The organism is Thiobacillus sp. SCN 63-57, assembly GCF_001725555.1.
Lineage (GTDB): Bacteria > Pseudomonadota > Gammaproteobacteria > Burkholderiales > Thiobacillaceae > Thiobacillus.
Map to the genome: position 1 here is coordinate 124,572 of NZ_MEGP01000004.1, position 20,128 is coordinate 144,699.

Genomic DNA, 20,128 nt, shown 5'->3' on the forward strand with positions numbered 1-20,128 from the left:
CATTGCCATCGACCGCTCTTACCGGATGATTTCAGGCCCTTACTACCCACGTTCGTTCACCATCCTGGTCATCGTTGCCATGGGCGTATTGATCGTGCCGCTCGCCAGCGGCCTGATCAATGCGGTGCACGTGCTGCAAGGCGTGGTCGAAACCCAGCGACAGTTCACCCACACCAGCCTTGCCGTCACGCGCGACGTGCGGCAGATCGTCGAGTCGGTCAGCCAGCTGCAACGCGCCGCCGGACAATACCATCTGTTGCAGGACGCCGAATTCGGGCCGGCCCTGCGACAAAGCTTCGACGAACTGCGCACCCAGTTGTCGCAACTCGATACGCAGCTCACCGACCTCCGTTCGCGCGCGACGCTAGCCACGCTGCAGGCGCGCAGCCAGACCCTGTATCGCCAGGTGCGGCCGGGTGAATTCCTGGACAGCGACCAGTTTCACGCCCTCGATCCGACCTTCGATGACTTGCATGATGTCGCGCGCACCCTGCTCGTTCAGGCGGATGCCGCGGTGCAGCGCGAATTGCAGGCGCTGGAAGGCACGGTGCAGGCGACCCGCCGGCGGTTGATCGTGCTGGCGTTGGCCCTGATTCCCCTGACGCTGCTGCTCGCGGCCGTGTTTTCCTGGATGATCAACCGCCCGATCAAGCAGCTCAAGACCTCGATCCAGCAGCTCGGCCAGGCTGACCTGCGCCCCTTGCCGGCCATCAGCGGACCGCAGGATATCGTCGAACTGGGACGGGAAATCGACTGGCTGCGCCAGCGCCTGCAGGCACTGGAAGAACAGAAGCTGCGCTTCCTGCGCCACGTGTCGCACGAGTTGAAGACGCCGCTCGCATCGCTGCGCGAAGGCGTGGCGCTGCTGGGCGACGAACTGGCGGGCAGCCTCAACCCGCGCCAGCGCAGCATCGTCGGCATCATGGACAGCGGCAGCCGCGACCTGCAGAAGCGCATCGAAGACCTGATCCGTTACAGCAGCATGGTACGCGACGCCACGCCCTCGCCCGCCACGCCGCAAGCGCTGGGCGACGCGCTCGATGCCGTCCTGGCGCGGCAAAGGCTGGGGCTCGATACGCGCCACATCGAGGTCGAAACGCAGTTCGACGCGCCCGTGCTCCATGCCGAGCGCGGTCAGCTGGAAACCGTTCTCGACAATCTGTTGTCCAATGCGGTCAAATTCAGTCCCGAGGGCGGACGCATCCTGGTGAAGAGTGCGTCTGTCGACGGCGCGATCGAGGTTTGGGTATGCGATCAGGGCGGCGGCATCCCGGAAGCCGAACGCTCCCACATCTTCGAGCCGTTTTTCCAGGGCGCGCGCCAACCCGCCAGCGTGGTTCGGGGCAGCGGGCTCGGCCTGTCGATCGTGCGCGAGTCGCTGCTGGCTGTCGGCGGCAACGTCGAAGTGGTCGATCGCCCGCCCTGGTCGACCTGTTTCCGATTATCGTGGCCCGCTTACCGCGGCCCGCTTAACCTGACGCGTACCGAATGAGCTTCAAATCCGTCCTGCTTGCCAGTCTTTTGCTGACGCTGAGCGCCTGCGTCGTCCCGCCCCTGCCCGGCCAGCCGGCTCAACCCGGCGCCCGGCTATTCGGGTTGAGCGCATCGGCACTCCTGAACGAGCTGTCGCGGGTGGCGGCGCTGTCTCCCGAACAGCGCCGACGCGAACTGGCCGCGCTGGACAATGAACGCCGCCTCGACGATGCCAAGCGTTTCCAGCAGGCCGCGCTGCTGGAACGCGAAGACAGCGTGGACGCATTCGAGCGCAGCCTCAAGAGCCTGGCCATGATCGACGACGTCGATCCCCGCGCACATACGCTGCTCGATCTGATGAAGAAATCACTCTCGGCCCGCATCGAGCTCCGACAACAGACTGCGCGCGCGCAGGAGCTGCAGGACAAGCTCGATCAGATCAAGGCGCTGGAAAAAACCCTGCAGCAGCGCAACACGCTCCCCAAATCGCCATGAAGAAACCCGCTATCCTGGTCGTCGACGACGACGCGGCACTGCGCGAACTGATCACCCTGCGGCTGGAAGCCAACGGGTTCAAGGTCGAGGCGGTCGATAGCGGCGAGGCCGCCCTGGCACAGCTGGCCTTGGCGCGGCCCGACGCCGTGCTGACTGACATGCAGATGGGCGGTATCGATGGCATGGCCTTGTTTCGGGCCATCCATGCACGCGACCCGTCGCTGCCGGTGATCGTGCTGACCGCGCACGGCACCATCCCGGACGCGGTGGCCGCCACCCAGCAAGGGCTGTTCGGCTACCTGACCAAGCCCTACGACGCACCTACGCTGGTCGACCTGCTGAAGCGTGCCACCCGGCTGACCGGCTGCAGTCCAGAAACGCACGACGACAGCTGGCGCAGCGACATTGTCACCGCCAGCCCGGCAATGGACACGCTGCTGGCCGAAGCCCGTCTGGCCGCCCAGATTGACGCCGCGCTGATGATCCAGGGCGAATCGGGCACCGGCAAGGAATTGCTGGCGCGTGCGATCCACCGTGCCAGCCCGCGTCACGCCAAGCCCTTCGTCGCGATCAACTGCGGCGCGATCCCGGCCGAGCTGCTCGAGTCGGAACTGTTCGGCCATGTCAAAGGCGCCTTCACCGGCGCGGGACGCGACCATCCCGGCCTGTTCCTCAGCGCGCAGGGCGGCACCGTGTTCCTCGACGAGATCGGCGACATGCCGGCCCCGCTGCAGGTCAAGCTGCTGCGCGTGCTGCAGGAGGGCGAAGTACGCCCGGTCGGCGCGACCGAAACGCGCGCGGTCGACGTGCGCATTCTCTCGGCGACCCACTGCAACCTGGAGGAGGCGATCGTCAGCGGCGAGTTTCGCGAAGACCTGTATTACCGGCTGAACGTGGTCAACCTGACGCTGCCGCCGCTGCGCGAACGGCGTGAGGATATCCCTTTGCTGGCGCAGCATTTCCTGAGTCTGTTGACGGAAAAATACCGCCGCCGCATCCACAGCTTCGCACCCGATGCGCTCGACATGCTGGTAGCGGCCGACTGGCCGGGCAATATCCGGCAGCTGCACAACGTCCTGGAGCAGTGCGTCGCCCTGTGCACCACCACGACCATCCCGGCCACGCTGGTCGGGCGGGCATTGCGCGACAAACCCGCCGACATCCAACCCCTGGCCGAGGCACGCGCAGCCTTCGAGCGCGATTACCTCATCACCCTGCTGAAGCTGACGCGCGGACAGGTCAGCGAAGTGGCCCGGCTGGCCGGACGCAACCGCACCGAGGTATACCGACTGCTGCAGCGCCACGACCTCACCCCCGCGCTGTTCAAGGATCGCGACGAAACCGACTAATGTCGGGCAGGGGCGACGCCTGCATCTTGCAGGCTGTCGCCGGCTTGCACGCCAACCCCGCAGTCCGTTGATTCAAATAAGGATTTTCGCTTGGCACACACTCTGCATTGAGGGGATACCGCCTTCTTGGCGCTTATCAATTATCAGAGGAGAACATCATGTTTGGATGGGCCATCACGTTCCTGATCCTTGCCATCATCGCTGGAATTTTCGGCTTTGCCGGCGTGGCCGGCACCGCCGCCTGGATCGCCAAGATCCTGTTTGTCGTGGGCCTGGTCGTGTTTCTTGTCATGCTGGCCACGGGCCGCCGACCGCCGACCATGTAAATCCGTCGTGCCGCATGAAGAGGGGAGCCCAGGCTCCCCTTTTTATGGCCTGTCGCCATCGACATACAAAAATGACAAGAAAAAACATAGGCTTATAAAACAGCATGCCCCCGTGTCGCCGGCCGGCGACATATCTACCCGGTCGAGGCCCCAGGACCCTGGAAAAAATTACCGCTGCCCCATCTCAAGGCTTTGATTCAACAGCGGAAAAAATAACTGGCACGGTCGTCGCTGTAGTCCGCTTGAGTGCATGTGCATTCGACTCAACCCATTACAGGAGATAGCCATGAAATACATCCACCATCGCTTGACGACCTTGACGCTGGCCAGCGTGCTGGGCGCCGCCGCTGCCACTTCCGCTCTGGCCGCATCGACGGCAGCCGACTTCAAAACCTATGACAGCAATGGCGACGGCAAGGTCAGCCAGCAGGAATACCAGGCCCAGGGCGGTAACGAAGGCACGTTCCGCATGATCGACGCCAACGGCGACGGCAGTTTGAGCCACGATGAATTCGTCAAGAAAGGGAGCGCGTCCACGCCTCCCGCGGCACCTGCCAATCCTGCGGCCCCGGGCATGCCGAGTCCCAACGATCGCCTGTGAACATGTGAACGGCCGGCTGGCGTATGCGCCCCGGATCGAATCACCCTATGTCAATGGAGACCAACATGAAAAACCTTAATCGAACGCTCTTGAAGCTGGCGTTTGCCAGCATGTTCAGCGCGGGTGTTGCGGGGCAGGCCTTGGCCGCGACGGCCAGCTTCAAAACCTACGACAGCAACGGCGACGGCAAGATCAGCCTGACGGAATTCCAGGAACACGGCGGTCAGGCGCAGGCCTTCCGCGACGGCGACACCAACCATGACAACAGCCTGAGCCAGGATGAACTCGTCAAGGCCGACGCCAGCGGCGACCGCATCAAGGCCGGCAAATATATCGATGACGCGTGGATTACCACCAAGGTCAAAACGATGTTGCTGAAAGACGAAGGCATGAAGGGACTCGGCGTGGACGTGGAGACCCACAAAGGCACGGTGCTGTTGGCCGGCTGGGTCAACAACGCCACTCAGGTCGCCGAGGCCGAGAAAATCGCGCGCAGTGTCAAAGGCGTCACCGGTGTCAAGAACACCCTGCAGATCAAGAATTGATTGCAGTAGGGATCAGGCCGGCGGCGGCAGGTGCCGCTGTCTCGGCCGCAACCAGGAGAATCACATGCATCAGACCATGCAACACCTCAACGATGAGCATATGCGGCTGTACGAATGGAGCGGCGCCGGGGCAGAAATCAGACTGCAGGCTGCCGCCCCGCAAAAATCGAAGCGGACACATGCCTGGCATGCCTCATACGGCGTACTGGCGTTGCTGACGTCCCTGCTGGCGTTGAACGGCTGTGACAGCAAGGGTCCGGTGGAACAGGCCGGCGAACAGGTCGATCAGGCCGTCAAGGACATGCAGGCGGAGGATGCGCGTTCGCAACAGATGAACACGCCATCCGCCAGCCCGGAGGCGGCGGCGCCCGCCCAGGAAGCCCACTCGGACGGTTCGCAGCCTGGCTCCGACATGCCGAAACAATAGCGCCATGCCGGTGCGACGCGGAGACCCAAAAAAAGCCGGTGGCACGCGCGTGCCACCGGCTGGGTGTGGATCGAACGACGATCAGAACGCGTAGCTGTACATCAGTTGCCAGTTCAACTGGCTATGGTCGATGACCATGCCGCCATTACCGACGGGCGGATTGGGTCCCGTGCCGGTCACCGAGGCCTTGGGCGAATAGCTCAATGCGAAATTCACGGTGGACTGCTTGCTGAAGGCATAGCCGAAGCCTGCCGTGTAATGGTTTTCGACGATCGCCGGCCACAGGTAGTTGACGAACTGATCCGGAATCGGATTCTTGCCGTGGTTGTAGCCGATGCGACCCGTCAGGGCGTCGTTGAGTTTGTAGGCGAGACCCAGCGACAGCACGATCTGGTCGTTCCAATCCTGCTGGAACGGCGCATAGACGGCACCGTTTTTGTAGATGGTCACGGTATTCATGCTGTCGCCCCACAGCACGTCCTTGACGTCGGCCGCGACCATGAGCTTGTCGTTCGCCTGCCAGGCCAGACCCAGGCCCAGGGTGGCCGGCATGTCGAAGCCCTTCACCTTGTAGATGCCGTCCTTGAGGTCAGGCAGGTTGCCGGCGGACTGATAGACGCCGCCGACGGTGAGCGCATCGGCCAGCTTGTAGGTGAAGCCGAGCTTGGCTGCCAGGCTGTAGCCCTTGGCGGCGCCGGTAAAGTCGCTGCCGTCCTTGAAGTTGATGCCGTATCCGGTCACCACCATGTCCATTCCGGCCCAGACGACGTCGACGCTGCCGCCGATATTGAAGCGGTCATTGACCGCATAGGCCAGCGGGAAAATCACCCGCCCCACACTCACCTGCGCCATATCGCCGCTGGCGTATTCGGTACCCATGCCGCCCTGGCCGTAGATGCCGGCGCCGTAAGTCAGCTTGCCCATTTTTTTCGCGTAGCCGAATGCCGGCATGTAGAAGGCATCCGCTTTGGATTTACCGATCCCCATCGACGTCTTGACGTCCGGGCCCACGAAACCCAGCATCACATCGATCCGGCTGCCTTCCGCCATCAGGCCCAGCGTGGCGGGATTGTTCGCCATGGCGGCCGTGCCGTTGTCATATGCCATGGCCGCACCGCCCATGCCGGTGGCAATGGGGCCATAGCCTTCCATGAGCATGCCATTGGTTGCCATGGCCAAGCCGGGCACAGCAAGGCCCGCCGCGGCAAGCGTGGCCGCGAGTTTATTCAGTTGCATCGGGGTTCTCCTAGAAGGACGCGTTATAGATTTTTAGAAAACTCGAAAATTCTAACCTATTTATGTATGTGCCCGTATGGGCGGGCCGGGGTCTTGCAAATCTGATGCATCAGGATGGGCAATGCTGCGAGGGGGATCTCTGGTTCCTTGATCATGAATCGGCACCAGCCGGAAAAACATTAGCCCGCAGGGCGTTACATTGCGTTACATGTGGTTACCTGCTCCAAACATGCCGCTTACACGGCGCGCCTAGAGTGCAATTGTCCGCCGGCATTAAAGTTGTCATCGGGGACATTGATCAACCGAACAGGAGCCACATCATGAAAACCACACTGATTACAACCCGCCTCGGGATGCTGATGCTGGGGGGGCTGAGCCTCGTAGCGACCGCCGCGCAAGCCGACTGGGATCGTTACGGTCACCCCCAGGTCAGGCACACCTACCAACAAAGCCAGGCATACAGTCAGCAGATCAATGCGCGCCAGATGCGGCAGATGGATCGTATCGAAGCTGGCAAACATAACGGCAGCCTGACCCGCCATGAAGTCCGCGACTTGATGCGCGAGCAGCACGAAATCCAGGCCATGGAGCATCATTTCCGCGCCGACGGCATCATCGACGCCCGTGAGTTCCGGCGTCTCGACCATGCACTCGACCAGGCCGGCCGCAATATCCGGGCAGAACGGCATGACCGCCAGGCACGCTACGCCTACAATACCTGGCCCCGTTGAACCCGGCCACCGCCGGCTACGTGGATCACTTCTACTCCAATCACTTCCATTCCAAAGACAACCCAGGAGCACATCATGAACGTGCCTGTCACACTGGCCTTGGCGGCGCTCGCGGGCACCAGCCCGGCGTGGGCCGACCCGCCCGAGCATGCCCCGGCGCACGGTTACTACAAAAAGCACCACGACGATGACCGCGGCCGTCGGCAGCACCGCCATGCCGGACATTACCGGGGCCAAAGCGGGGTCGTCTATGTGCACGACTACGGCATCCCGGCCGGCCGCTGCAATCGCGACGAAATCGGCGCGGTCATCGGCGGCGTGTCCGGCGCGGTCATCGGCGGTCAGGTCGCGGGACGCGACGATCGCGTCGTCGGCATGGTGGTCGGGGGCGTACTCGGCGCGGTATTGGGCCACGCCATCGGCGACAGCATGGATGCCCGCGATCGCGCCTGCATGGGACATGCCCTGGAGCTCGGCCGTCCGGGCGTTCCGGTTGCGTGGCGCCATGACGGTCACGCCTATCGCTTCACGCCGCGCGGCGATGCGCGCGATGGCTGCCGTTACGCCACGCTGGTGGTCGATGGCCAACGGCCACACGACGTGCTGGCCTGCCCGGCCGGGCGCGGGGAATGGTCTTTCCGCCGCACCTGATCAGCCCTCGCTTCCGGGTCGGCGACGCCAAGCCTGCTAAAATGCCGACTTTGCGTCCTGGCCCGCTTCATGTCTGCCCTCAAGAACGATACTTTCCTGCGCGCGCTGCTGCGCCAGCCTACTGATTACACGCCGTTGTGGCTGATGCGCCAGGCCGGGCGCTATCTGCCGGAATACAACGCCACCCGCGCACGCGCAGGGGATTTCCTGACCCTGTGCAAAACCCCCGATCTGGCGACCGAAGTGACGCTGCAACCGCTGGCGCGCTACCCGCTCGACGCGGCGATCCTGTTTTCCGACATCCTCACCGTGCCCGATGCGATGGGACTGGGACTGTACTTCTCGACCGGCGAAGGCCCGCGCTTCGAGCGCCCGCTGCGCGACGAATGGGAAATCCGCGACCTTTCCGCACCCGATCCGACCGACAAGCTGGGCTACGTGATGGATGCGGTACGTTCGATCCGCCGTGCGCTCGACGGCTCGGTGCCGCTGATCGGTTTCTCCGGCAGCCCGTACACGCTGGCCTGCTACATGATCGAAGGCGGCGGCTCGGACGACTACCGCCACATCAAGACCATGCTGTACAGCCGCCCCGACCTGCTGCATCGCATCCTCGAAGTGAACACCCAGGCGGTGACCGACTACCTCAATGCGCAGATCGAGGCCGGCGCCCAGGCCGTGATGATTTTCGATTCGTGGGGCGGCAGCCTGACGCCCCACGCGTACAAGGAATTCTCGCTCGCCTACATGGAACGCATCGTCGACGGCCTGATCAAGGAACGCGACGGCCGACGCGTGCCGAGCATCGTCTTCACCAAAGGGGGCGGCAACTGGCTGGAAGCCATCGCCGCCTGCGGCGCCGACGCGGTCGGCCTCGACTGGAGCATCGACATCGGCGAAGCGCGCCACCGCGTGGGCAGCCAGGTGGCGCTGCAAGGCAATCTCGATCCCAGCGCCCTGCACGGCACGCCGGATATCATCCGCAGCGAAGTCGCGCGCATCATTGACGGCTACGGCAACCATCCCGGCCATGTATTCAACCTCGGCCACGGCATTTCGCAATTCACCAACCCGGACAACGTCAGCATCCTGGTCGAGGCCGTGCACAGCCGTAGCCGGGCCATGCGTGCCGCCGGTGAAAACTGATTTTCCAGATGTAAAGAATCGAAAATTTCGAATAATTTACGTATAAAAATCGACTTTTCAGCACGGTTGGGTTTACGTCACCATACCCGCTCTCGTCGACATTACGGAGCCTCATCGTGAAACCTTTCCTGATCAGCCTGTTCGCCGTGTTTCTCACCTTCGCGTTCGCCACCCATGACGCCGAGGCCAGACGCCTCGGCGGCGGCAAGTCCTTCGGCATGCAGCGCAGCGCGCCCGCCAAACAGGAGGCCGCCCCTGCGCCGCAACGCCAGCAGACGGCCGGCACGCCGGCCCCGGCCACCCCGCAGAAACGCAGTTGGATGGGGCCGATCGCAGGACTGGCCGCGGGCCTCGGGCTTGCCGCCCTGGCTTCACACTTCGGCTTCGGCGAAGGAATGGCCAATTTCCTGATGCTGGCACTGCTGGCCATGGCTGCGTTCATGTTGTTCCGCTTCCTGATGCGCCGCGCTGCGCCCACAACGCCGGCCATGCAATATGCCGGCATGCCGGCTTCCACAATGAACCCTGCATCCTCCAGGTTTGAGCAGGTGCCAGCCGGGGCATTCGGTAGCCCCATCCCCACCTTTCCGCCCGGATTTGACGCCGAGGCGTTCGTGCGCGAGGCCAAGCTCAACTTCATCCGTCTCCAGGCAGCCTTCGACGCCGGCAACCTGGACGACCTGCGCGCCTTTACCTCGCCCGAAGTCTTCGCCGAAATCCGCATGCAACTGGCCGAGCGCGGCGCGGCTGCGCAAACCACGGACGTGATGGCGCTCGACGCCGAGGTGCTCGAAGCCACCGACGAGGATGGTCACCATGTGGTCAGCGTCCGTTTCACCGGGATGGTTCGCGAAACGGCCGACGACCTCGGCGCCACCCCGCTCGATGAGGTATGGCACCTCAGCAAACCCGCCCAAGGCCAGGGCGGCTGGGTAATTGCCGGGATTCAGCAAGCATAAACCCAGACAAAACAAGGCCTTGTGCACGAAAAACGTGCACAAGGCCCGTAATTGCGGCAATAGAAGCATCAACTTATGCACAGTTTTGACGCACGGGAACTTTTTTTGTGTCAAGACCTTGACAGTCGCACCTTGTTTATAAGTAACTGAATAATATGGATTTGTCGGCCTGCCTGCTTTTTAGTCTTTAAGGCTGACCCGCCTGAATACGGGCATTGGGGGCAATCGACACAAATCACCCACACAATTATCCACAGCCTGCGTGGACAACGCCAAATTACCCTTGGCTAACAATCAGTTAGTGAAACTTTCCCGATACCTGACCAAGATTCGCCACTAACATGCCGTTCATCCTCCAGGTCGCGCTCGATACCCCGCTGCACCGGCTGTTCGACTATCGCCTGCCGGAGCAGTTGGGTCCGGTGCAGCCGGGTAGCCTGGTCGAAGTCCCGTTCGGCCGAACGCTACAAATCGGCGTCGCCCTGGAACGGCAGAGTGATAGCGCCATCGTGGCGGACAAGCTGCGCGACGTCATCCGCGTGCTGGACGATCGCCCCGCGCTGTCGCCCGACATCCTCCGTCTGGCACAGTTTTGCGCCGACTATTACCACTATCCGCTGGGCGCGATCCTGCTCGCCACGCTACCGCCGCGCCTGCGCAATGCGACGCCGTTTGCCGCGGACACGCCCTGGCTGGTCGTGACCGAGGCAGGGCGGACGACCGAACCCCCCGCTCGTGCCCGCGCACAACGCGCCCTGCTCGACGCCTTGCGCGCGGCGCCACAGGCGCGTGCGACATTGCGTGAACAGAAACAAGGCCGCCACGCCGCAGCGCTGGTTGCGGCCGGCTGGGCGGAATGGTCGCGATTGCCGCCCGCTGCCGGCCATGCGCCACCGACCCAGGCGGCCCCCGCGGCGACCGTCGAGCAACAGGCTGCGCTCGACCGCCTGCTGCCCGCGCTGGGACCATTCGGCGTCCACCTCATACACGGCGTCACCGGCAGCGGCAAGACCGAGCTGTATCTGCGCCTGATCGATGTGGTGTTGGCAACAGGCCGGCAGGTGCTGGTGCTGATCCCCGAAATCGCCCTCACTCCGCAACTGGAACAACATTTCCGCCGTCGTTTTCCCGGGCGGCGTATCGCCACCCTGCACAGCGGCTTGAGCGAAACCGCGCGCGCGGAAAACTGGCTCGCCGCACCCGACTGCGACGTCCTGCTCGGCACCCGACTGTCCGTGTTCACGCCGCTTCCCCGGCTGGGGTTGATCGTCGTCGACGAAGAGCACGACGCCTCGTTCAAGCAGCAGGACGGCCTGCGCTATTCGGCACGCGACGTCGCCATCGCCCGTGGGAAGCAGGCCGATATTCCTGTGATACTCGGCTCGGCCACGCCTTCGCTGGAAAGCTATGCGCAGGCCCTGAATGGCCGCTACCAGCTGATCGAACTGAAACAGCGCGCGATCAGCCAGGCGCAACTGCCGGACATCGAGCTCGTCGACCTGAAGCACATTCCGGTCGACAACGGCCTGACACGGCCCGCGCTACAGGCGCTGACCGACACCCTGGCGCGCGGCGAGCAGAGCCTGGTCTTTCTCAACCGGCGCGGCTATGCCCCGGCGCTGTACTGCCCGAGCTGTGCGTGGGTGTCGCCCTGCCCGCGCTGCTCGGCGCGGCTGGTGCTGCACCGCACCTCGCACCGGCTGAAGTGCCATCACTGCGGATTCGAGACGCGCATCCCGCCCGAGTGCCCGAGTTGCGGCAACCCCGACCTCAAAGCCCTCGGCCAGGGGACGCAGCGACTGGAGGAAACGCTGGCCGCCTTCCTGCCTGCCGCACGCATTCGCCGCATCGACCGCGACACCATGCGGCCGCGCGCCTGGGCCGAGCTCGGCGAAGCGGTGCATGGCGGCGAAGTCGACATCCTGGTTGGCACGCAAATGCTGGCCAAGGGCCACGATTTTCCCAACATGACGCTGGCGCTGATCCTCGACACCGACGGCGCCCTCTACAGCCCGGATTTCCGCGCCACCGAGCGCCTGTTCGCCCAATTGATGCAGGTAGCCGGGCGCGCCGGGCGCGCCGACAAACCCGGCCGCGTACTGATCCAGACCGCCTTCCCCGACCACCCCTTGTTCCGCTATCTGCAGCGCCACGACTACGCCGGCTATGCCCACACGCTGCTGGCCGAGCGCAAGCAGCTCGATCTGCCACCGTTCACCCGCCAGGTGCTGCTGCGCGCCGAAGCGACGACGATGGAGGCGGCGCTGGCCTTCCTGCAACACGCTGCGGCGCGGGCCCCGGACACGGTCGGCGTCAGCGTATTCGGCGCCACGCCGGCGCCGATGGCGCGCGTGGCCAATCTCGAACGTGCACAACTTCTGATCCAGTCGGCGCAGCGTCAGGCCCTGCAAGCCTTCGTTCGTGATTGGCGGCCGCAACTCGACAGCATCAAACCGCGTATCGCACGCTGGTCGCTCGACGTCGATCCGCTGGTGTTCTAGCGGTCCTTGTATGTCGAAAGTCCTCAATTAGACCGGTTTCCGTTCGATAACGTATCTTGGGGCGCGGATTTAACACAGCATCGAAGCCCACACGATGGCGGAACACCGATGAGCGAACACTACGACGAGCACTACATCAATAGCGTGACCGCGCTGGGCGATACCCACGAGGTCGTCACGACCCAGGCAATATTCACCCGCAACGGCATCAAGCTGATCGACCGCGGGGCACGCATCAACTCGGCCATGCGTGAAAAGCTGGTGAAGCACAAGCTGATTCCGGCCATCGACGAATGCCTCTCCGTCACCGATGGCGTCACCAACGCCAGCCTGCGCGACCGCGCCCGCGAGATCCTGGACAACGAGCCCCGCTTCCAGTTTTTCCGCCCCAGCCTGCCCGGGACCGCACAGTTGCTCAACGCTTTCTATGCCATGCCGCTCAACGCGCCGCTCGCGTTCAAACTCACGGTGGCACGCGAGCGACGCCCGGAGATTTTCGAGCACAGCGTGCAGATGACGCTGATCGCACTCATCCTCGCCATCAAAAGCCACCTACCTGAGCGCGACCTGGCAAGTGTCGCCACGGCGGGCATGCTTCACGATATCGGCGAACTGCATATCGATCCCGCCCTGCTGCGGCCCGGCCATGCGCTCGATCCGGACGCGATGCGCCATATCTACGCTCATCCGATGACGGCCTATCTCATCCTGCAAACCTATCCCATGTTCCACCCGGAAATCAGCACAGCCGTATTCGAGCACCACGAACGGCTGGATGGCAGCGGCTACCCGCGCGGGCTCAAGGGCGAGGAAATCGGCCGCCTAGGCCAGATTCTGATGCTGGCCGAGGCCGTCAACGCCCTGTTCGAAAAGAGCTGGCACACCCACGGCGCCGCTCGCCTGGCGGTGATGCTGAAAATGAACCGGCGCAAATTCGACCGCGAATTGATCAATCATCTCGTCAGGCTGCTCAACAGCGGCGAGCGGGCGGAGCCGGGCGGGCGGGCGGACAACATCTCGTCCGAATCGGTGGCGGCTCAGCTCAACCAGTTGGCCGAAGTGTTCCGCTTGTGGCACCACGCACACCACACCTGTCCGCCCGAGGTGGCCGAGGAACCGCTGGTGACATTCGTCAACCAGCGCCTGACCGACCTGGAACGCACCCTACTGGAGACCGGTTTCCATCCGGACGCGCTAGCCGCCTTCACGACTGGAATCGAGAACGACACGGCCGTGCTGGCCGAAATACAACTCATGACCAGCGAATCACACCGGCAGGTCTGCGACATCCTGAAAGAGGTCCGTCGTCGCTGGGCGGCCCTTCGCGACGACAGCGCCGGCCGCGCCGCCGTAGAGTTCTGGGTCGCGCGCGCACAGACGCTGCTCCAGGCAGGCTGACTCGCCGGCTCACTCGTCGTCTGGCGTTTGGCCGCCTCGCACGTGGCGCATATAATCGCGTGCTACCCATTTTGAACACTGAAGATGCTTGCCCGACCCCATCTTCAATGTAACCATGTCCAACACCCATCCGCTTAAAGACCAGATCGCCCTGCTGATCGGCGAAGCCCTCGAAACGGTGGCGCCCGACACGCCGGTCAGCCTCGAGATCGAACGCCCGAAGAACCCCACCCACGGCGACTTTTCCAGCAATGCCGCGATGCAGCTGGCGCGGCCGCTGAAGAAGAATCCGCGCGAACTGGCCCAGCGGATCCTCACCGAGCTGCCGAAATCGCCCTTGGTCGCCAAAACCGAGATCGCCGGCGCCGGCTTCATCAACTTCCACCTCACGCCGGCCGCCTGGCACGGGATCGTGCCGCAGATCCGTTCGGCCGGCATGCAATTCGGCTGCGCAGAAACCGGCAAGGGACACAAGGTCCTGGTCGAGTTCGTGTCAGCCAACCCGACCGGCCCGCTGCACGTCGGCCACGGCCGTCAGGCCGCGCTCGGCGACGCGATCTGCAATCTCTACGCCGCACAGGGCTGGGGCGTCTACCGCGAGTTTTACTACAACGACGCCGGCGTGCAGATCGCGACGCTCGCCAACAGCGTGCAGGCGCGCGCCAGGGGCCTGAAGCCGGGCGACGCCGCGTGGCCCGAAGCCGCCTACAACGGCGACTACATCGCCGACATCGCGGCTGATTTCCTCGCCATGAAGACCGTGAAGTCGGACGACCGCGAATTCACTGCGTCGGGCGACGTCGACGACCTTGACTCGATCCGCCAGTTCGCCGTCGCCTACCTGCGCCACGAGCAGGACCTCGACCTCAAGGCCTTCGCGGTACGCTTCGACAACTATTACCTGGAATCGAGTCTCTACACCGACGGCCGCGTCAAGGCGACGGTGCAGAAGCTCATTGACGCCGGCAAGACCTACGAGCAGGACGGCGCGCTGTGGCTGCGCACCACCGACTACGGCGACGACAAGGACCGCGTGATGAAGAAGTCCGACGGCACCTACACCTACTTCGTGCCGGATGTCGCCTACCACATCGCCAAGTGGGAGCGCGGCTACGACCGCGCCATCAACATCCAGGGCTCCGACCACCACGGCACCATCGCCCGCGTACGAGCCGGCCTGCAAGCAGCGGACGTGGGGATCGCCAAGGGGTATCCGGATTACCTACTGCACACCATGGTGCGCGTGATGCGCGGCGGCGAGGAGGTGAAGATCTCCAAGCGCGCCGGCAGCTATGTCACGTTGCGCGATCTCATCGAGTGGACCAGCAAGGACGCGGTGCGCTTCTTCCTGCTCTCGCGCAAGCCCGACACCGAATACATCTTCGACGTCGACCTCGCACTCGCCAAGAACAACGACAACCCGGTGTACTACGTACAGTATGCGCACGCACGCATCTGCCGGGTGTTCGAGGAATGGGGTGGCATGTCCGACGCGCTCGACGGCGCCGACCTCGCGCCGCTGACCGCCCAGCATGAACTGGCCCTTTTGCAGCGTCTGGCCGAATATCCGGAAACGATCGCCACCGCCGCACGCGAACTGGCGCCGCACCTGCTGGTGCATTACCTGCAGATGCTGGCGGGCGATTTCCATTCCTGGTACAACGCCGAAAAATTCCTGGTCGACGATGCATCGACGAAACTTGCCCGACTGACTCTGGCTGATGCCACGCGCATTGCAATCGTCAACGGCCTGGCCTTGCTCGGCGTATCCGCCCCGGAGAAAATGTAGTCATGGCAAAACCCGCTTCCCGCAAGTCCGGCCGCTCAGGTGGCAACTCCATTTTCACCGGCGTACTAATCGGCCTCATCATCGGCGCAATCCTCGCCGTGGGCGTAGCGCTGTGGGCGACCGGCGTCAACCCGTTCAAACTCGGCAAACACGCAAACGCGCCCACCAAGCCCGTTGCGCCCGCATCCCCCGCACCGGACACCGCACCCAGCTTCGATTTCTACAAGGTTCTGCCCGACAACACGTCGAGCGCATTGCCCGCCACCCCGACCCCTGCCGACACCGCGCCCCGGCTTTATCTGCAAGCAGGCGCGTTCCAGCGGGCCGACGAAGCCGACAACCTGAAAGCCCAGCTGGCCTTGCTGGGTGTCGAGGCGGTCATACAGACCAGCGAGGTCGCCAACAAGGGCGTGCTGCACCGCGTACGCATCGGCCCGTTCCACACCGCTGACGAAGCAAACCGTACCCGCAGCCTGCTCGCGCAGAACAATATCCCGGTCACGCTGGTCAAAGAAGTTCCCACTCAACAGGAGACGCCTTGATGTTTGCCCGCACTTTGGCTTTTTTTGCCGCCGCCGTATTGTCCTTGTCCGCCATTGCTGGAGGTGCTGGAGTTCTTCTGGTACCGCTGCCCGCATTGCAACGCGCTTGAACCCGGTCTCAATGCGTGGTTGAAGAAACTGCCCAAGGACGCTCAGATTCGCCGCGTCCCGGCCGTGTTCCGCGACGACTGGATGCCCGGCGCCAAGATCTATTACACCCTGCAGCAAATGGATCTGTTGAGCCGCCTGCACGACAAGGTATTCGACGCCTACCACGTGGACAACCTCAACCTCAACGACCCGGCCGTGCTGGGCAGCTGGATCGCGAAGCAGGGCGTGGACCGCAAGAAATTCGAGAGCATCTACAACTCCTTCTCCACCCAGTCCAAGGCCATGCAAGGCGCACGGCTTGCCACCACCTACGGCGTCATGGGCGTGCCGGCCTTTATCATCGACGGCAAATACACCACTTCGGAGTCGATGACCGGCAGCGAACCCCGCCTGTTCGAGGTTCTCGACCAGCTGATCGTCAAGGCACGCGATGAGCGCGGCGGCAAGAAACCCGCGAAGTAAGCCTGTTGCCTCCCCCCGCCCCACTCAAGGTAGCGAATAGGCCCTTGCGGGTTTTGAATAAACCCCTCAGGGTCTTCATCACCGGGGCCAGTTCCGGCCTCGGTGCTGCGTTGGCGCGACACTATGGCACAGCAGGCGCGCAACTGGGGCTGGCCGGACGCCGCCTGGATGGCTTGCAGAACACCGCCACCGGGTTGAATGCACACCTCTATCAGGCCGATGTGCGCGACGCGGCAGCCATGCAGCAGGCTGCCACGGCATTTTTGAGCGATGTCGGCGCACCCGACATCGTCATTGCTGCGGCCGGGATCAGCGTCGGCACACTCACCGAATTCGCCGAAGATGCGCCGGTGTTCCGCGCGGTGATGGACGCCAACGTGCTGGGGCTGGTCCACACTTTTCAGCCGTTCATCGGCGCCCTGCAGCCGGGCGGCGTGCTGTGCGGCATTTCTAGCGTGGCCGGGATACGCGGGCTGCCGGGCGGCAGCGCCTATTCGGCGTCGAAGGCGGCGGCCACGGTCTATCTCGAAGCCCTGCGGCTCGAATTGAAAGCACGGGACATTGTCGTGGTCACGGTGGCGCCAGGCTATATCGACACGCCCATGACGCGGGTCAATCCCTATGCCATGCCTTTCCGGATGACGGCACAGACTGCTGCCGCCAAAGTAGCCCGCTGCATCGCCCACCGTCGCCGTTTCACGGTGATTCCCTGGCAGATGGCCTGGGTGGCGCGGATGCTGAAATGGCTTCCCATTCCGGTCTATGATGCAGTTTTCGAAAAAGCGCCACGCAAGCCGCGCAATCTGCCAACATAATGTGCATCGCATAAAACGTATCGGAGAAGCAATGCCTGCCCCCCTGAACATCATCCTCATCGACGATCATCCGCTCCTGCGCATGGGTGTGGCGGGCTATATCGAGCAGGAACCGGATCTGCGCCTCACCGCGCAACTGGCCAACGCCGCCGAACTGCGTGCCTGGATCGAAGCTGGCAACCGGGCCGATGCGGCACTGCTCGACCGCTCCCTCCCCGATGCCGATGGCCTCGACCTGGTCTCCGATCTACGCGACCTGGGCATCAAGGTCATCATGCTGACCATTGCCGACTCCGACGAGGAGATCTCCGAAGCCATTTCTTCCGGCGTCGACGGCTACGTTGTCAAATCCAGCGATCCCGACCAGGTCCTGGCCGCCATCCGCAGCGTGTGCGACGGTCAAAGCAGCTTTCCCCTCAACATCATGCAGAAGATGGCGCGCGGCGAACTCAACAACAATGCCCTGTCGGCGCTGACCGCGCGGGAAATGGAAATCGTCGACCACGTGAAGGAAGGGCTCTCCAACAAGGCCATCGCCTACAAGATGACCCTGTCGGAAAACACCGTGCGCAACCACCTGCGCAACATCATGGAAAAGCTCGGCCTGCGCAATCGCGTCCAGGTCGCTACCCTGGCGCTGAAGGAAGATCGCAAGCGGCACTAGGCGGCACAACAAGCCATTTTCCACGAATGAAAACGCGGCCGCCGGGGCCGCGCTTTTTTTGTGTCTGCCGAACCGAATTATTCCACTGTGACGCTTTTTGCCAGATTGCGCGGCTTGTCGACGTCAGTGCCTTTTTGCAGGGCGGCATGATACGACAACAACTGCAGCGGTACGGTATGCAGGATCGGCGACAACACGCCGTTGCTGCCGCCCGGGAGTCGGATGACGTGGACGAAGGCCGATTCCTCGATATGCACATCGCCGTCGGCGAACACATACAATTCGCCGCCGCGCGCCCGCACTTCCTGCATGTTCGATTTCAGTTTCTCGATCAGCTGGTCGTTGGGCGCGATGGTGATCACCGGCATGTCTTCGTCGACCAGTGCCAGCGGACCATGCTTGAGCTCGCCCGCCGGATAGGCTTCGGCGTGGATATAGGAAATCTCCTTCAGTTTCAGCGCGCCTTCGAGCGCGATCGGGTAGTGCACGCCGCGGCCGAGGAAGAGCGCGTGGTGCTTGTTGGCGAAGCGCTGCGACCAGGCTTCGACTTGCGGCTCCAGCGCCAGTACCTGTTGCATCTTGTTCGGCAGGCTGCGCAACGCGGCAAGGTGGGCAGCCTCCTGCTCAGGCGTCAACCGGCCGCGTAGCTTGGCGAGTACCAGCGTCAGCAGGAACAGGCCCGCCAGTTGGGTGGTGAAGGCCTTGGTCGAGGCCACGCCGATCTCCGGCCCGGCGCGCGTCAGGAACTTGAGCCGCGACGTGCGCGTCAGTGCCGATTCCGCCACGTTGCAGATGGTCAACGTCTTGTTCTGGCCAAGCGCAATGGCGTGGTTCAACGCCGCCAGTGTGTCGGCTGTTTCACCCGATTGCGAGATGGTGACGATCAGCGCGTCAGGGTTCGGCACGCTGGTGCGATAGCGGTATTCGCTGGCGATTTCCGCATAGGCCGGGATGCCGGCAATCTCCTCCAGCCAGTAAGTAGCCACTTTCGCGGCATGGTAGCTGGTGCCGCAAGCAAGGAAGGTCACCGCCTTCACCTGGCCCAACACGTCGGCAGCGTCGAAGCCGAACCATTCGGGCTGGACGCGATCCTGTGCCACTGCAGTCAGCAGGGTATCGGTGAGCGCACGCGGCTGCTCGTGGATTTCCTTCTGCATGAAGTGGCGGTAATTGCCGAGTTCGGCCATGTCGGACGTCAGCTCGGAGACGTGCACGCTGCGGTCGACCTGGTTGCCCGCCGCGTCGTACACCGTTACCGACAACAGGCCGATGTCGGCGACATCGCCTTCTTCCAGGTACATCACCCGCTGGGTCACCGGCAGCAAGGCCGACACGTCGGAGGCAATGAAGTTTTCCTCGATGCCCAGGCCCACCAGCAAAGGGCTGCCCTTGCGTGCGCACACCAGGCGATTGGGCGCGTCCTCGCTCACCACACCGATGGCGTAGGCACCTTCGAGTTCAGCCACGGCAGCACGGGTGGCCGCGAGCAGATCCTTCGTCTGGCGGAAGTGAAGATCGATCAGATGCGCAATGACCTCGGTATCGGTTTCCGACGTGAAGACAAAGCCATCCGCCTTCAGGCGTTCACGCAGGGCTTCGTGGTTTTCGATAATGCCGTTGTGCACCACCGCGAGGCGGCCGCTGACGTGCGGATGCGCATTGGCCTCCGACGGTGCGCCGTGCGTGGCCCAGCGGGTGTGTGCAATGCCAAGGTTGCCGTGCACCTGCTGCGCGGCGCACGCTTCGGCCAGGCCGGCAACGCGACCGACGCTACGCACCCGCTTGAGGCCGCCATTGATGGTGACAAGGCCAGCCGAATCGTAACCACGGTATTCCAGCCGCCGCAGGCCCTCGAGCAGAATGGGGACAACATTACGCTGCGCTACCGCGCCGACTATGCCGCACAT

The 20,128-nt window shown here is 63.4% G+C and carries 20 protein-coding genes; 18 read left to right on the forward strand and 2 right to left on the reverse strand.

The genetic code is table 11. The features are described from left to right. The first annotated feature begins 25 nt into the window (after positions 1-25). From ABT23_RS02365 to ABT23_RS02395, 7 genes are all read left to right on the forward strand, one after another. Entirely contained in the window at positions 26-1,492 is a 1,467-nt protein-coding gene (locus ABT23_RS02365) for a HAMP domain-containing sensor histidine kinase (protein WP_296630602.1), read from the forward strand. Further along, positions 1,489-1,968: a hypothetical protein gene (locus tag ABT23_RS02370; protein ID WP_296630604.1), complete on the forward strand. Its 480-nt coding sequence runs from the start codon at positions 1,489-1,491 to the stop codon at positions 1,966-1,968. The genes ABT23_RS02365 and ABT23_RS02370 overlap by 4 nt, the downstream gene beginning before the upstream one ends. After that, the gene (locus ABT23_RS02375; protein WP_296630607.1) at positions 1,965-3,317 is read left to right on the forward strand and encodes a sigma 54-interacting transcriptional regulator; all 1,353 of its coding nucleotides are present in this window, start codon (positions 1,965-1,967) and stop codon (positions 3,315-3,317) included. Before ABT23_RS02370 ends, ABT23_RS02375 begins: the two co-directional genes overlap by 4 nt. Positions 3,318-3,475: 158 nt before the next feature. Continuing rightward, positions 3,476-3,643, forward strand: a complete 168-nt coding sequence (locus ABT23_RS02380; protein ID WP_296630611.1) for a DUF1328 domain-containing protein — start codon at positions 3,476-3,478, stop codon at positions 3,641-3,643. A 286-nt stretch (positions 3,644-3,929) separates the two neighbouring features. Beyond that, positions 3,930-4,244, forward strand: a complete 315-nt coding sequence (locus ABT23_RS02385) for an EF-hand domain-containing protein (RefSeq protein WP_296630612.1) — start codon at positions 3,930-3,932, stop codon at positions 4,242-4,244. A gap of 65 nt (positions 4,245-4,309) precedes the next feature. Beyond that, complete coding sequence (locus ABT23_RS02390) at positions 4,310-4,789, forward strand: BON domain-containing protein (RefSeq protein WP_296630615.1); 480 nt, start codon at positions 4,310-4,312, stop codon at positions 4,787-4,789. Between the two features lie 64 nt (positions 4,790-4,853). Further along, positions 4,854-5,216, forward strand: coding sequence for a hypothetical protein (locus ABT23_RS02395; RefSeq protein WP_296630617.1), 363 nt, complete (start codon positions 4,854-4,856; stop codon positions 5,214-5,216). An 81-nt stretch (positions 5,217-5,297) separates the two neighbouring features. Here ABT23_RS02395 and ABT23_RS02400 read toward each other — a convergent pair whose 3' ends face one another. Further along, on the reverse strand, positions 5,298-6,452 hold the full coding sequence (locus tag ABT23_RS02400; protein ID WP_296630618.1) for an outer membrane protein transport protein: 1,155 nt from the start codon (positions 6,450-6,452) through the stop codon (positions 5,298-5,300). Positions 6,453-6,772: 320 nt separating this feature from the next. Here ABT23_RS02400 and ABT23_RS02405 point away from each other — a divergent pair, with 320 nt between their 5' ends. The 11 genes from ABT23_RS02405 (at position 6,773) to ABT23_RS02455 (ending at position 18,221) form a co-directional block, all read left to right on the forward strand. After that, positions 6,773-7,183 carry a hypothetical protein gene (locus ABT23_RS02405; protein WP_296630620.1) on the forward strand — a complete coding sequence of 137 codons (411 nt, stop codon included), beginning with the start codon at positions 6,773-6,775 and terminating at the stop codon, positions 7,181-7,183. A gap of 75 nt (positions 7,184-7,258) precedes the next feature. Beyond that, a complete protein-coding gene (locus tag ABT23_RS02410; RefSeq protein WP_296630622.1) occupies positions 7,259-7,834 on the forward strand; it encodes a glycine zipper 2TM domain-containing protein in 576 nt (191 codons plus the stop codon). 69 nt (positions 7,835-7,903) lie between these two features. After that, a complete protein-coding gene (hemE, locus tag ABT23_RS02415) occupies positions 7,904-8,980 on the forward strand; it encodes a uroporphyrinogen decarboxylase (protein ID WP_296630624.1) in 1,077 nt (358 codons plus the stop codon). 116 nt (positions 8,981-9,096) lie between these two features. Then, positions 9,097-9,939, forward strand: a complete 843-nt coding sequence (locus ABT23_RS02420) for a Tim44-like domain-containing protein (protein ID WP_296630626.1) — start codon at positions 9,097-9,099, stop codon at positions 9,937-9,939. 341 nt (positions 9,940-10,280) lie between these two features. After that, positions 10,281-12,440, forward strand: coding sequence for a primosomal protein N' (locus ABT23_RS02425; protein WP_296630628.1), 2,160 nt, complete (start codon positions 10,281-10,283; stop codon positions 12,438-12,440). A 108-nt stretch (positions 12,441-12,548) separates the two neighbouring features. After that, complete coding sequence (locus ABT23_RS02430; RefSeq protein WP_296630630.1) at positions 12,549-13,838, forward strand: HD domain-containing phosphohydrolase; 1,290 nt, start codon at positions 12,549-12,551, stop codon at positions 13,836-13,838. Positions 13,839-13,953: 115 nt separating this feature from the next. Continuing rightward, positions 13,954-15,627 carry an arginine--tRNA ligase gene (gene argS, locus ABT23_RS02435; RefSeq protein ID WP_296630631.1) on the forward strand — a complete coding sequence of 558 codons (1,674 nt, stop codon included), beginning with the start codon at positions 13,954-13,956 and terminating at the stop codon, positions 15,625-15,627. 2 nt (positions 15,628-15,629) lie between these two features. Further along, positions 15,630-16,169 (forward strand): SPOR domain-containing protein, encoded by a 540-nt coding sequence (locus ABT23_RS02440; protein ID WP_296630633.1) that lies wholly within the window; start codon positions 15,630-15,632, stop codon positions 16,167-16,169. A gap of 63 nt (positions 16,170-16,232) precedes the next feature. Next, complete coding sequence (locus tag ABT23_RS02445) at positions 16,233-16,742, forward strand: thiol:disulfide interchange protein DsbA/DsbL (RefSeq protein WP_296630773.1); 510 nt, start codon at positions 16,233-16,235, stop codon at positions 16,740-16,742. A 53-nt stretch (positions 16,743-16,795) separates the two neighbouring features. Beyond that, positions 16,796-17,557: an SDR family oxidoreductase gene (locus ABT23_RS02450; RefSeq protein ID WP_296630635.1), complete on the forward strand. Its 762-nt coding sequence runs from the start codon at positions 16,796-16,798 to the stop codon at positions 17,555-17,557. 31 nt (positions 17,558-17,588) lie between these two features. After that, positions 17,589-18,221: a response regulator transcription factor gene (locus ABT23_RS02455; RefSeq protein WP_296630637.1), complete on the forward strand. Its 633-nt coding sequence runs from the start codon at positions 17,589-17,591 to the stop codon at positions 18,219-18,221. A 77-nt stretch (positions 18,222-18,298) separates the two neighbouring features. Here the strand turns inward: ABT23_RS02455 and glmS are convergent, their stop codons facing one another. Beyond that, positions 18,299-20,128, reverse strand: a complete 1,830-nt coding sequence (glmS, locus tag ABT23_RS02460; protein ID WP_296630639.1) for a glutamine--fructose-6-phosphate transaminase (isomerizing) — start codon at positions 20,126-20,128, stop codon at positions 18,299-18,301.